This window comes from Desulfovibrio piger (assembly GCF_012843875.1).
Lineage (GTDB): Bacteria > Desulfobacterota > Desulfovibrionia > Desulfovibrionales > Desulfovibrionaceae > Desulfovibrio.
Map to the genome: position 1 here is coordinate 1 of NZ_JABAFY010000061.1, position 11,677 is coordinate 11,677.

16 protein-coding genes are annotated in these 11,677 nt (G+C 54.2%); 6 read left to right on the forward strand and 10 right to left on the reverse strand.

Annotated elements, in window-relative coordinates; genetic code table 11:
- From HF854_RS12560 to HF854_RS11155, 3 genes are all read left to right on the forward strand, one after another.
- Nucleotides 1-317: hypothetical protein (locus tag HF854_RS12560; RefSeq protein WP_205906114.1), on the forward strand; the 317-nt coding region annotated here is incomplete at its 5' end.
- Nucleotides 318-644: 327 nt separating this feature from the next.
- Nucleotides 645-974, forward strand: coding sequence for a hypothetical protein (locus HF854_RS12890; protein ID WP_168936352.1), 330 nt, complete (start codon nt 645-647; stop codon nt 972-974).
- Nucleotides 975-1,077: 103 nt separating this feature from the next.
- On the forward strand, nt 1,078-2,217 hold the full coding sequence (locus HF854_RS11155; protein ID WP_168936353.1) for a Fic family protein: 1,140 nt from the start codon (nt 1,078-1,080) through the stop codon (nt 2,215-2,217).
- Between the two features lie 254 nt (nt 2,218-2,471).
- Here HF854_RS11155 and HF854_RS11160 read toward each other — a convergent pair whose 3' ends face one another.
- Nucleotides 2,472-3,242, reverse strand: coding sequence for an endonuclease (locus HF854_RS11160; RefSeq protein WP_168936354.1), 771 nt, complete (start codon nt 3,240-3,242; stop codon nt 2,472-2,474).
- A 139-nt stretch (nt 3,243-3,381) separates the two neighbouring features.
- Here HF854_RS11160 and thyX point away from each other — a divergent pair, with 139 nt between their 5' ends.
- Nucleotides 3,382-4,179, forward strand: coding sequence for an FAD-dependent thymidylate synthase (gene thyX / locus HF854_RS11165; protein WP_168936355.1), 798 nt, complete (start codon nt 3,382-3,384; stop codon nt 4,177-4,179).
- Between the two features lie 47 nt (nt 4,180-4,226).
- On the opposite strand, the gene HF854_RS11170 is transcribed toward thyX, so the two are convergent.
- The 4 genes from HF854_RS11170 to HF854_RS11185 all read right to left on the reverse strand — a co-directional run bounded on the left by HF854_RS11170 (nt 4,227) and on the right by HF854_RS11185 (nt 8,001).
- Nucleotides 4,227-5,450, reverse strand: coding sequence for an ATP-binding protein (locus HF854_RS11170; RefSeq protein WP_168936356.1), 1,224 nt, complete (start codon nt 5,448-5,450; stop codon nt 4,227-4,229).
- 183 nt (nt 5,451-5,633) lie between these two features.
- The gene (locus HF854_RS11175) at nt 5,634-6,149 is read right to left on the reverse strand and encodes a MucR family transcriptional regulator (protein WP_168936357.1); all 516 of its coding nucleotides are present in this window, start codon (nt 6,147-6,149) and stop codon (nt 5,634-5,636) included.
- Between the two features lie 210 nt (nt 6,150-6,359).
- The gene (locus tag HF854_RS11180; RefSeq protein WP_168936358.1) at nt 6,360-7,187 is read right to left on the reverse strand and encodes a hypothetical protein; all 828 of its coding nucleotides are present in this window, start codon (nt 7,185-7,187) and stop codon (nt 6,360-6,362) included.
- Nucleotides 7,177-8,001 (reverse strand): ParA family protein, encoded by an 825-nt coding sequence (locus HF854_RS11185; protein WP_168936359.1) that lies wholly within the window; start codon nt 7,999-8,001, stop codon nt 7,177-7,179. Before HF854_RS11185 ends, HF854_RS11180 begins: the two co-directional genes overlap by 11 nt.
- A 250-nt stretch (nt 8,002-8,251) precedes the next feature.
- Between HF854_RS11185 and HF854_RS11190 the strand changes: the two genes are divergently transcribed.
- A complete protein-coding gene (locus HF854_RS11190; protein WP_168936360.1) occupies nt 8,252-8,395 on the forward strand; it encodes a hypothetical protein in 144 nt (47 codons plus the stop codon).
- A gap of 106 nt (nt 8,396-8,501) precedes the next feature.
- On the opposite strand, the gene HF854_RS11195 is transcribed toward HF854_RS11190, so the two are convergent.
- The 5 genes from HF854_RS11195 to HF854_RS11215 form a co-directional block, all read right to left on the reverse strand.
- Nucleotides 8,502-9,026: a hypothetical protein gene (locus HF854_RS11195; protein ID WP_168936361.1), complete on the reverse strand. Its 525-nt coding sequence runs from the start codon at nt 9,024-9,026 to the stop codon at nt 8,502-8,504.
- Nucleotides 9,027-9,072: 46 nt separating this feature from the next.
- The gene (locus HF854_RS11200) at nt 9,073-9,393 is read right to left on the reverse strand and encodes a Rha family transcriptional regulator (protein ID WP_168936362.1); all 321 of its coding nucleotides are present in this window, start codon (nt 9,391-9,393) and stop codon (nt 9,073-9,075) included.
- A gap of 123 nt (nt 9,394-9,516) precedes the next feature.
- The gene (locus HF854_RS11205) at nt 9,517-10,194 is read right to left on the reverse strand and encodes a hypothetical protein (RefSeq protein ID WP_168936363.1); all 678 of its coding nucleotides are present in this window, start codon (nt 10,192-10,194) and stop codon (nt 9,517-9,519) included.
- Nucleotides 10,195-10,360: 166 nt separating this feature from the next.
- Nucleotides 10,361-10,771: a Rha family transcriptional regulator gene (locus tag HF854_RS11210; RefSeq protein WP_168936364.1), complete on the reverse strand. Its 411-nt coding sequence runs from the start codon at nt 10,769-10,771 to the stop codon at nt 10,361-10,363.
- A gap of 40 nt (nt 10,772-10,811) precedes the next feature.
- Nucleotides 10,812-11,297: a hypothetical protein gene (locus HF854_RS11215; protein WP_168936365.1), complete on the reverse strand. Its 486-nt coding sequence runs from the start codon at nt 11,295-11,297 to the stop codon at nt 10,812-10,814.
- A 258-nt stretch (nt 11,298-11,555) separates the two neighbouring features.
- Between HF854_RS11215 and HF854_RS11220 the strand changes: the two genes are divergently transcribed.
- Nucleotides 11,556-11,677, forward strand: a 122-nt coding sequence (locus HF854_RS11220; protein WP_168936366.1) for a MerR family DNA-binding transcriptional regulator, incomplete at its 3' end; no start/stop codon positions are given.

The following is an 11,677-nucleotide window of genomic DNA, read 5'->3' on the forward strand; positions in this document are numbered from 1 at the left end:
ACGAAAATCTGTTTGTTTCATGGGACGAGATTACCACACCTTTTAAAATCAAAAAACATGCCGGACATCCTCTAAAGCGCCTGTTCCGTATTTTGTCAAATTTTTACCGCAATTTTTTGACAAAAAATATATCTTGGCGATTTTTACTCCGCAAAAAACATATACCCGCCTCTTCAAAAGAGACGGGTACAGTACCACACACGCCATGTATGTATGGATTTTTTCTTGCCCAACCACGACAAGAGGATGTTTCAATCCACAGTCGCCCCGTCCGCCTACTGACTCCGAAGCCGACGGATAGGGCGACTGTGGATTGAAACTCCCTTTGATGAAACGCATTTTAAGGTAAGCATACAAACATTTTTTTGTCAAACCAGGTGGGAAATTTTTTTCAAAAAAGCAATAGCCCGGTCCACGATAGACCGGGCCAAGCACGATATGCCGCACCAGAACGGCATCCAACAGGGAACCAACGCATCCAGTATGCTCGTATTTAGAAAATCATGCGTATTCTGTTTTGTCAAGGTACAAAAAGAAAAAACAGATTGACCAACTATCTACACACGGTGGAGCTTTTTTCGTCATGACAGTTGAATCCACGGCATCTTCGCGGCAATATCTTTGGAAATCACGCGGAGAGACCCATGCACAAAAATTTCACGTCCGTTGAGGCGAAATTCGCCGTCATCAAGCACAATATCTGGCAAACGCTCATCTGTTTCGACCAGATGTTCAACTGCCTTTTCTTCACTGTCGTCAGCTTACTCATCAGTACCGGCAATCCGTCATCCGGCAAGGTCTGGGCCGACGAGACTCTGTCCAGTCGCTGCTGGCGCCTCTCTCTGGCAGGCACGGACTGGCCACGGAAGATCGTCGACGGCCTGTTCCTGCTTTTCGGCGAGCTCGATCATTGCCGTGAGGCGTACGAATCCGAACGTCTGGGAAGGCAGCTGCCGCCGGAGTTGAGACGCTAGGCCAGAAAGGACTATCCGGAAAGGCCTGTGGACGCGGCAGGTACGCTGTCACCATGGGATGCGGCGAATATCACGCATAATCACCGCAAGGAGTGCGGCGAATATGCGATACATACACGAAAGGCCGGATTGGCCTGACTTCAGATGGGATCTCTCCGTCCTTGCGGAGCCTTTGGCAGCTGTGAGGTACCGGCAAGGACTGCTGCTCGGCCGCATGAGCACTCTGGGATTTTATGTCCGCTCTGAGGCCGGGCTTGCGGCCATGACCACGGACGTCGTGAAATCCAGTGCCATAGAAGGTGAGAGGCTCGATGTCGCGCAGGTGAGGTCATCACTGGCCCGCAGGCTTGGTCTGGAAATGGCCGGAATGGTGCCGTCCGGAAGGAACGTGGATGGTGTGGTGGAGATGATGCTCGATGCGACGCAGCATTACGATGAGCCACTGACTGTGGATCGTCTGTGCGGATGGCACAGCTCACTTTTCCCGGCCGGCTACGGTGTTTCCGGACGCATTGTCACAGAAAAATGGCGCACGGCGGAATCAGGCCCCATGCAAGTAGTGTCCGGCTATATAGGGCGCGAGAAAGTCAATTTCGAAGCCCCTGCTGCCGAAAGGCTGGACCTTGAAATGCGGCGTTTTCTGGAGTGGTTCAACGCGCCGTTATCCATCGATCCCATTCTCCGGGCCGGAGTGGCCCATTTGTGGTTTGTGACGATACATCCTTTCGAGGATGGCAACGGGCGTATCGCCCGGGCCATAGCCGATTGCGCTCTGGCCAGGGCGGACGGCTGCCCGCAGCGTTTTTACAGCATGTCCGGGCAGATAGAACGTGAGCGGAAAGAGTACTACTCCATCCTGGAATACACCCAGAAAGGTTCTCTGGATATCACGTCCTGGCTGGGCTGGTTTGTCGACTGTCTTGGGCGCGCCATCGCAGCCGCCGACGACACGCTGGCCTCTGTTGTCCGGAGGAACCAGATATGGAGCCGCGCCGGTGCATGCAAGCTGAATGACCGGCAGAGGACAGTCATCAACAGGCTGCTCGATGACTTCAAAGGAAACCTCACCAGCGGCAAATACGCGAAGCTGGCCAAATGTTCACCAGACACAGCTTTGCGCGATATCAAGGAACTGCTGGAATACGGATTGCTGGAAAAAGGAGAGGGCGGCGGCCGAAGCACGAGCTATGCTTTGGCGGCTGTGGACAGCATGCGGGAGACAGCAAAGGACATCACGGAGTAATTGTCTTTGCAGGCGTTTGCGGAATCACGTCCCGAAGTCCGCGCCTGCCCCCGACTCCGCCATGGAGCGGGGCCTTTTTCGTTCCCAGCTGCTGCCGTCTGCACAAGAACGTCATAAAAGGAAGGGAGAAATCCGAAAAAACTGACCTCTCCCTTTTAGCTAATGATGCTTTTGAGCATCGATATTTTATATAACTGTCTATTAACTAACCGTTTTTCTTTATTTTTGTCAATCCGATCCACGCAAGAAGAGCTTCACCACAACCCAGCCTTCTCACAAGGCTCTTTGACGAAGCGATTTTCATTGCCTTGGAGCTTTTCGATACGCTTGGCGCGGGTACATTCCCATTGATCAACAGGGTACATCTTGTTCCACGCATTGAAGAGCTGCTCTTGCTGGCGGCTGAGGCGGTACTTGTCATAGCTGTCTGCCATGTAGAGTGCCGCGCGGGCTACCTGTCCTTTGGAACGCGCCGGCGGCTCGAAGCGATTCCCGTCAACCTTGGCTTCGCAAATACCAAAAGCCGGCTGGGAACCAGGCAGCTCAGAATACTGCTTGTTACTCCGGACAGCATTCACGGCACCGATGGCAGGGAAGAGATTATACATATCAGCCTGCATGTGGCGATATTCAATGCTTACCTTCTCTGCACAGGCTCGTCCCTTGAAGGCCTTTCCCTTACGATCCACACATTGCGGATGACCGTCTCGCCATTCTTCGAAGGCACGCCCAAAGTTCTCTGCAGGTACAGCGTGTTCCCACTCGACTTTGGAAGCACGCTTCTGGTGCTTTTCCGTATAGAAGCCATCGGGCAAGTCGATGTTTTTCTTCTCATCAAAGGGTTCCCCGCAGTAGAGCGTGATTCGATGGTCAAAGTAGACCTGACGCTCCAGCATCTTCTTCGCTTTGGAAAAGCTGTCGTTCGTTTCATTGCCTGCCGCACTGGCGGCTGCAGCACCCAAAGAAGCAAAGAGCAAAGAAGCTGCCAAAAATGCGACTGTGAATTTCTTGCATCGTTCGTACATATCTGCCTCCTGGTTATGTGTATCGAGACTATGCTCCAGACGGAGTCGTGACTCGTGTCAGCCTCCCCTATCCTGCTGCTAAACATATTTTTGCCAAAAGGCAACGTTTAGCCATAGGTAACTACAAGGAGGTCCCATCATGCTGGATGAAAAATATACCGGGAACGGCAAAGTGGTGCTGCTGTCCGGGGGCGGCAAGATCTACACGGACATCGCGGCGCGTTTCGTGCGCAGTGAGCGCAGCCTGGAAGAGATAGCGGCCTCGCCCTATTCCCGGCAGATCGTGCGCAACATCCTGGAGAGCGGCCATCGTGCCGCGCTGGAATTCGACTTTTTCCTGTTCGGCGTGGAAGGCTATTCTCGCGTGACCGAGACCCAGCTGGTGCGCAAGCGCCTGGCCTCCTATCTCATCAAGTCCGGACGCGCGGAACTGGGAGGCAAGCGCCGCTTCTCCGTGGTCTATCCCGCCGCCGTGCGTGACTTCGGCGCCGAAGTGACCCTGCCCGACGGGCACACGACCCGTCTCACCGGCCGCGATCTGGCCGGCCTGACCAGCCAGTGGTACGACGCCGGGCTGGAAGCCGGGCTGCCGGAAGAAGACCTGCGCTATCTCAAGCCGCAGGCCACGGAGTTCAAGGCCATCATCGGCATGAACGCCCATGCCCTGCTGGACTGGTTCTCCATACGCTGCTGCCGCAACGCCCAGCACGAGATCCGCCATCTGGCCTGGCAGATGCTTTCCCTGTGCCGCAAGGCCGCCCCGGACCTGTTTGAAAAGGCCGGGCCCAGCTGTGTGCATCTGGGCTACTGCCCTGAGAATCGCCTGCAGAACCCCAAATGCCGCGGCCGTATCCTGACCCAGGAAGAAGCTTTGGTCATCCTGCGCGAGCACCGGGCCGGCCAGATCGCCCGTGCCGAAGAATTCGAAGCGGAATAAGCGGTGACCGTACTCTGGCTACAGACTTCCGTATAACGTCAGGTGTTCTAAATATAGCTTATCGGCACGGCATCGACTTCCGCCGTGATGGGCAAATGCGTCCGCGCCATGCAGAGCACCGCGCCATGGCCACGTTTCTGTTTAAGGACAGTCTCGATGGCATCGAAAGCTTTGATGTCTCCTGCGTTCGGGTTGCTCTTCTTCTTGATCTCGATGGGATAGAGCACGCCGTTCTCTTCAAGGATAACGTCTATCCCACGCCGGTCCTTGTCGCGATAGTAGTAGATGTTCGGCTGTTTACCGTTGTGCCACCAGCTCTTCACGATTTCCGAGATGACATATGTTTCCAGCAGTTCGCCGCTCATGGCACAGTTTTCCAGCGTCTGCGGGGCATTCCAGCCGGTGAGGTAACAGACCAGGCCGGTATCCATGAAGTACACCTTGGGCGTTTTTATCACACGGCTGTTGATGTTGTTGTGGTAGGGCTGGAGTATGAAGATCAGTCCTGAGGTCTGGAGCAGGGATACCCACGCTTTGACTGTAGGCGCAGATATACCAACGTCGCGAGCAATGTCGGAGTAGTTCAGGAGCTGGCCGGTACGCGCCGCCAGCACCTTCATGAATTTCAGGAAGTCCAGTTCATTGCCCACAGAACCAAGATCGCGGATGTCGCGCTCGATGTACGTCTGCACATAGGCATCGTAGAAAAACTGCCACATGTCGTCATCAGCCTCGTGCATCCTTGGATAGGACCCCTTCCATATCTGATGGAAGACGGCTTCAATATCCGTCTTCGGGGCGAAGGCGGCGCGGGCTTCGATGGCTTTCGGTGTGGGCAGGAATAGCCGGCGTTCGGGCTGACCGTCGCGTTCGGCCTGAGAAAAGCCTTCAAGATGCAGGATGCCAACGCGACCTGCGAGACTTTCCGAAACGTTCTTCATGAGGTGGAACTGCTGTGAGCCAGTGAGCCAATACATACCGCTCTGCTTCCGCTCGTCCACGGCGGCTTTGATATAAGGAAAAAGCTGTGGCGCATACTGAATCTCGTCGATAAGAAGCGGAGCTTTGAAGCGCTGAAGGAAAAGTGCAGGATCGTTCTGGGCCAGACTGCGATTCTCCAGCGTATCCAGAGAAATATAATTTCTCCCCTCACTCCCGCAGGCCTGCAGGATGGTCGTCTTGCCTACCTGACGCGGACCCGTCATAAGAAGAACTGGGAAGAAATCGCTAACTTTCTGGATACTTTTCTCAAGAGTTCTGGCGAGATACATGGAGGCTCCGACTAATTAAAAGTATGATTTTTAATTAGTCGGAGCTGAGTGTTTTGTCAAGACCGCCCTTTGCCGGAGCAGAATGATGCGTGGCCTGCCGCGGTTCAGGGCCTCAAAACCTCAAAAGACCCTGCCGGTTCTCACAGGCAGGGTCTTTTGGGTATCCAGCTTTGGGGGCGCGTTTTAGGCCTTTTCGGCGGCATCCTGCTCAGCGGAGTACTGGGCTTCCATGCGCTTCAGCGTACGTCCTTCCTGCGCGGCCTTGATGTTCGCCGCCATCTTTTCGGCGAAAGTATTGGACATCAGCTTCTGCTCAGGAGCGTAGCCGCAAAGCTTCTTGTATTCCTCGACAGTGACGTCGTGGGACTTGAGATGCATGGACGTAATGGTCTTCATCTTCCTGCCGCAGATACAGCAGGTGATGTACTCGTCCGTAATAGCTTCAGCAGGCTTGCAGACAAGGCTGCGACGGGTAAGACGCTTCTTTTTGGGGGCATCAGGAGTGACCTCGGTCTCAACGGCTTCTTCAGCAGGAGCCTCAGCTTCTTCGCCAAGGTCAACTTCAGGAGCATTGAAAGTACGCTCGATCTGCAGGCACATGGCCTTCGCCTGGCCGAACTGCTCCATGACATAGGTCAGGGGCTGGTCAGGATAACGTTCACAAATAAGCTTAAGGAGGTCTTTGTCTTCAATAGCCATATCATTTCCCTCTTTTATTTAAGATATTTTATCCAGATTAAACAGTTTCACGGAATAAGGCAAGTCCTGCCATAAGCCTTTTTTCAACGCAGGGAGTCTTTACAAAGATGACTGGCGATATGAGCATCGCAGCTAAAAGAACGGACTGCGTACGATGCAAATGCATACATCTCTTTCTCATATCGTTATGAACAGGACACAAATATATGGCTACCACGCATTGTTTTCAGTCAGCCTGGCCAGATGTTCCTGCAGCAAAGCCAGCTGCCGGCGCAGCTCCTCATTTTGTCTGGCCAGCTCCTCATACTTCGCATCGGACGTTCTGGAACGGCCGGCTTTCCTTGCCGTGGCTTTTCCCTGGCCGATAGCCGGTGCCTTGTCAAAGATCCATTCAGGCATGCCGATACCATGCATGGAACAGAAGATCTCGCACAGCTTCGGATTCAGTACATAGGCAACGCCGCGGTATGTCCCGATATCGGCGCGCCGGCGGCTCAGAATGAATCCTTTATCCTGCAGGATACGGAACAGGGTGCGTACTGACTCCGTCGGCACACGGGTCCCGGACTCATTGATGATCATGGCGTTCGTCAGGTTGATCCACGGCTTGGGCATGGAAAGCAGATGCTTGAGGATGGCCGTCATCTGCTCACCAAGGCTGTAGCAGAGCTGCTCCTCCGGCGAAGCTCTGAGGAAGTCCTCGATATCGCAGCGATGCTCTGCCACACGCTTTTCACAACTTCCCCCTTCAGGCTCTTTCGGGTGTACAGCCAGTATCTCACTGGCGTGTCCCTCAGCCTTTGGGGAAGCCGTGTACACTGCTTCGGCTCGCGGTGCGGTGCCGGACATGGTTTCGGAAGGAGTGGGCTTCACCTCTGTGGGATCCTCCCCAAGTCCCTTCGCCATATCCCTATGAGGCTCTTCCTCTCCGGGTCTGCTGACTTCCGGAGCAGGACGGGTTGCCAGATGGCGCGGCTGTTCGCCAAAAGCGTCACGGAACTGGCTCTTCAGCGATTCCTTGAAGTTGTTACCTGCCATCACTGCCTCCACGCACGGCATCAGCGGCAGCCATGCGGGACTCGACTTCACTGGCCAGGTTCGTGTAGTCGACGGCTGCCTGGTTTTTGGGATCAAAATCGATAATGGTGCGGCACAGCAGCCCGGCCTGGTCGACCGCGGTGCTGCGACGGATCTTCGTCCCGAACACCTTGGCGCCAAAGCGTTCCGTCGTGAGTTCCTCAACGGCCTTCGAGGCGTTGGTCCGCGCTTCGTAGCGTGTAAGCAGGACCCCAAGCAGGTTCATCTGTTCAGGGGCGAATTCCTTGACGGTGTAGACGGCGTCGAGGAACTGCTCCACACCTGTCATGGCGAACATGGACGAGCCTTCGATGGGGAGGATGAAATGGTCGGAAATGACCATGGCATTCAGCACGAAGGGACCGCCGAGGTTGGGCGGGCAGTCCAGGATGATGTAGTCATATTTTGCAAGGACACCGGCATCGAGCCTGCTCTTGAGGGTCATGATGGACGCCCTGTTGTTGCAGCCTATCTGCTCACCGCAGGAGAACAGGTTGATGTTCGAAGCGATGAGATCGACATTCTCATACTTGGTCGGAACGACGCAGGAAGAGAAGGTATGCTCGTCGTTCATGAAGAGATCGACGGCGGTGATTTTTTGATTGTCCGGATATTCCGTTCCCAGGATGAGCGAGGCGTTGGCCTGCGGGTCGAGGTCAACGACGAGAACTTTTTTATCAAGCGGTTTTTTGCTCAGCGCATGCGCGAGGTTGACAGCCGTTGTCGTTTTGCCAACGCCCCCTTTCTGGGTGGCGATCGAGATGATTTTTGCCATGCCGTACTCCTTTGAACCAAGCGAGTACGCTGACAAAGGTGTTCGTGTCAATTCCGGCAGGGATGAACTGTCGAGGTATTTCAGGCAATATACTATAGAAGGATCGGTGAACGAACCTCTACAGGTTCCTGATTTTGTGCCGGAAATAGTTATTTAAATACATCCTTTAACGATTCCCTGGCTGATTCCCTAAATAAAATTCCAAACGATTCAGTATGTTTCAAACAGACACATGAAAGGAGCCCTCAGAATGGAAAAATCCGCAAAAAGTTTCCTTGAGCATCTTGATGAACTGGGGCGTGAGGTGAAGGCCAAACAGGCTCGTGGTGAGCTCTCTGCCAAGGAGGCAGCGGCAGCTCTCGAAAGCATCCGGGAGATGCTGAAAGACGCTTGAGAAAAACAGCTCGAGACGTGGCCTGCGGAACCTCGCGCCTTGCGCACAAAAAAGGACGCCGAAATATCGACGTCCGAAACTCTGGTTTGTACACCGGGACGGGTGCTCAGATTTTTTTGCCTTCGGTGGTGACCGTTTGCAAGCCATCTGACTGGAAGGTGCAGCTTTGGTTCGTGCCGCCGCAGCATTCGCTGCCTTTGAATGGGCAGTCCTGGGCATGCAGCCGGCGTTGCTCTGGTGTCATGCTCTTCCGGAGCTCGTGGATATCGGCTGTATCTGACAAGTCGACGACCTGGAGCCCGTGCTTCTTTCGCATATAGACGTCGAACAGCTTCAAGCCGATGCCGTTGATGACGAGTACGATACCAAGCTTCATATCGGCGGTGATGCCCGGGTAAAAAAGAGGGGCAAGCAGCGCGAACCCCAGGGAGATGGCTGATGACACGGCGGAAGACAGGATGATATTCAGGGCGATACTCAGTTTGTTCCGCTGCAGGTATCCCTTCTTCACATGCGTGGCACCGGTTGCGATGGCGACGGCAAATCCTGCCAGGAACAGGGGCCACAGCCCTTTGGCGATATCGATGTACTCCGGGACATCGCCACCGTTATTCTGGTTCAAACCATTCATGGGCGACACATCAAGACCTCGGCATGGAGAAATTATTGGAAATATTTCAAAGATTGGCGTCATGGCCCGGCGAGGATGAGTGGTACGATCCGTTCTGAGTGCACCGGCAGAGGTCTGAATGCCGGACATCCTCTCCTTGACTACAGCGAGGAACCGTTTTTCTCATCCCAAAGCCTGCCCGATACTCCGCAGCATACTCCTCAAAATTGAGTTTTATGAAGTTTTCAGGTACTTGCGACAAAATATGTTCAATGTCACGCAGTACGTTGTCATGGCGCTTCTCGAACACCTCCGCCACCTGCAGGCTGGTGACAGCGGGAACGGCCTTGCCGCTGACTTCCTTGACATAGATAAGGATCTCGTGCATATATTCAACACTCCTTTTGAATCACGATAAACTCGCAGGCACGCTTCCATAAGAAATACATGCCGCAAGTCGTACCGTGATTCTGGTTTGGCCGGCGGCTGGTATGCCCGCCGGCCTTTTCCGTTATTGAGCGCATACCTCGCCATTGTCCTTGCCGCCGGCGCCCTTGCTGTGGGCCACGGAGATCAGGGAGTAGGGAAGGAACAGTGACTTGTCCCATTCCCTCCCGGACTCGAACCTGGCCATAGCCTGCAAGAGCTCGGGCAACCGGGCGAGCACATCGAAGCTCTCGTTGGGTCGCAGCCCGAGCCGACGGGACAGATAAGCCACATATTGCTCACGGTTTCCGGTGCAGAATCTCCCGACGACGCCGTTGAGCGTGTCGAGACCGTGTCGAAGGTAGTAGTTGATGAGCACGTTGGCTGCGGCACGGATGCCGTGCGCCGGCTCATCGAATACTGCATGCCCATGCTTGTCAGTGCCGACCTGCCCCTTCCAGGGCGTCCTGATGGCCTTGATGTTGCACGGATTGTTGTTTTGTACCGCAAGTGTGTTCACCTTGCTGTTCTCGTCGGCGGACATGATCCGCAGTTCCTCGGTACGCAGCTCTTCCAGGGCCCGGATCTCCATCTGGCGGGCCTCCAGTTGGAGGGAGAGATTTTCCGCCTTCCGGGAAAGCTCGGCATTCCTTTCCTGAAGTTCACGGAAATCCAGGGACTGGGAGATGCTCCAGATACCCAGGATGAGGGACAGGATACCGACGATATAGCTCTGGACACGGACCTTCGTTATCTCACTCATGGCGTCCTCCGAAAACAAAAAGGCCGCGACACTTCGCATGTCGCGGCCTTTTGGCTGTGTATGGTTTTGCGATACGGAAGCCTGAACAGATTGGCTTCCCTGCTTTAGAACGTTAATTGACATCCTCCCCAGCCTAAGGTCGGGGAGGATGTCAATTTGGAAGTTGTCAAAGCGAAAACCTCGGCATGGCATTGCCATTCTGCCCGAGGTTCACCGTGACGTTGATGTTTATGGGTTGTCCGTTACAGTGTGCATTGGTACGCACGTTATTTTGATTTGTTTTGTTCGGTGCACAGTGTGCCTGCCATTCCATTTCGTCTAGCAGGACAAGTTTCGTGCGGAGTGCTTTGACGCTGTTCCATGTTCCGCTCACGAGCATGAACCCGTCACGGCTCATGATGTAGACAGGTGAACCGTCCAGGTCGACACCTGACGGTTCGAACATGTCCTTTGCCCGGGCCCAGCCTATACGGCTGATAAGCCTGGCGACATCCGCGCTTACCGCGGCGTGGCGTTTGCCGAAAGCGGAGCTCACACGCACGGTGGAGATCCATCCGGGTCTTTCTCCGTATGACATACCAGCCTCCATAGTCTACAGTTCATCGGGCCACCACATGCTATCTCCTCCCGTGCTTTTTGAGGTTGTCGAGCCTGGTCATGGCCATGTTGATACTGGACATCCGGTAGGCTTTGTCAGGGGGCAGACCGGCATGGACGTTGTCTCTGAACTCCCGGGCCAAAAAGTACTTCACCCACATGAACTGCCGGGTATTCACAGCTTTTTTCAGGCTCGTTTCCCCGACGATGCAGTACATGAGCAGGGCAGAAAGGCCCTCCGCACCGCCCTGGGAGATCGCTGTCGCGATGACGGCGCTTTCGTAGGGATCTCTGATGGCTTTTTCCAGCAGGTCGATACGTTGCCTATGGATGCGCATGGATCTTCTGGTGTGGGAATAGCCGTTCACCCAGTTACGGGTGGTTTGTGGGGACACCAGCATGATCCCCGTAAGCTCTTCGTCAGACAGGCTGAATGCCTGCTGGATACGGCTTATCCTGTCCCTGCTGTCGCGATAGATGACTCGTGGCTTTCTCGAATGTCTCATTACCAATTCTCCTTGTACAAGGTTTATGAGGCGGAGGCCTTGTCTAGAATCGGCGCTCCACTACCTTATAACAAAAGAGAATGTGTAATTACGCATAGTTACATGAACAAAAGAAGGATGAACATACTTGTCGGCACCAGGCAATATTTTAGAAAATCCATTGCGAGGTGACACCATGGGCGTATTCAGTCTCGAGCCCCTGAAAGGGCTTAAACTGATTGCTTGAAATATGATAAAAAATATGTAAATATACTCTTTATGAGAAGATTATGCACAATAGGTGAAGCAGCGCGATTGCTTGGGGTATCCATTCCCACCCTTCGCAGATGGGAAGAGAGCGGAAAACTGGTTCCCGAGCGTACAGCCGGCAAACACCGTCG

Coding starts and splice junctions, on each gene's coding strand:
- HF854_RS11180 (WP_168936358.1), bottom strand. CDS start 7,187: ATGGCAGGTAACAACTTCAAGGAATCGCTGAAGAGCCAGTTCCGTGAC.
- HF854_RS11170 (WP_168936356.1), bottom strand. CDS start 5,450: ATGTATCTCGCCAGAACTCTTGAGAAAAGTATCCAGAAAGTTAGCGAT.
- HF854_RS11185 (WP_168936359.1), bottom strand. CDS start 8,001: ATGGCAAAAATCATCTCGATCGCCACCCAGAAAGGGGGCGTTGGCAAA.
- HF854_RS11210 (WP_168936364.1), bottom strand. CDS start 10,771: ATGTCATACGGAGAAAGACCCGGATGGATCTCCACCGTGCGTGTGAGC.
- thyX (WP_168936355.1), top strand. CDS start 3,382: ATGCTGGATGAAAAATATACCGGGAACGGCAAAGTGGTGCTGCTGTCC.
- HF854_RS11155 (WP_168936353.1), top strand. CDS start 1,078: ATGCGATACATACACGAAAGGCCGGATTGGCCTGACTTCAGATGGGAT.
- HF854_RS12890 (WP_168936352.1), top strand. CDS start 645: ATGCACAAAAATTTCACGTCCGTTGAGGCGAAATTCGCCGTCATCAAG.
- HF854_RS11215 (WP_168936365.1), bottom strand. CDS start 11,297: ATGAGACATTCGAGAAAGCCACGAGTCATCTATCGCGACAGCAGGGAC.
- HF854_RS11205 (WP_168936363.1), bottom strand. CDS start 10,194: ATGAGTGAGATAACGAAGGTCCGTGTCCAGAGCTATATCGTCGGTATC.
- HF854_RS11175 (WP_168936357.1), bottom strand. CDS start 6,149: ATGGCTATTGAAGACAAAGACCTCCTTAAGCTTATTTGTGAACGTTAT.
- HF854_RS11195 (WP_168936361.1), bottom strand. CDS start 9,026: ATGAATGGTTTGAACCAGAATAACGGTGGCGATGTCCCGGAGTACATC.
- HF854_RS11190 (WP_168936360.1), top strand. CDS start 8,252: ATGGAAAAATCCGCAAAAAGTTTCCTTGAGCATCTTGATGAACTGGGG.
- HF854_RS11160 (WP_168936354.1), bottom strand. CDS start 3,242: ATGTACGAACGATGCAAGAAATTCACAGTCGCATTTTTGGCAGCTTCT.
- HF854_RS11200 (WP_168936362.1), bottom strand. CDS start 9,393: ATGCACGAGATCCTTATCTATGTCAAGGAAGTCAGCGGCAAGGCCGTT.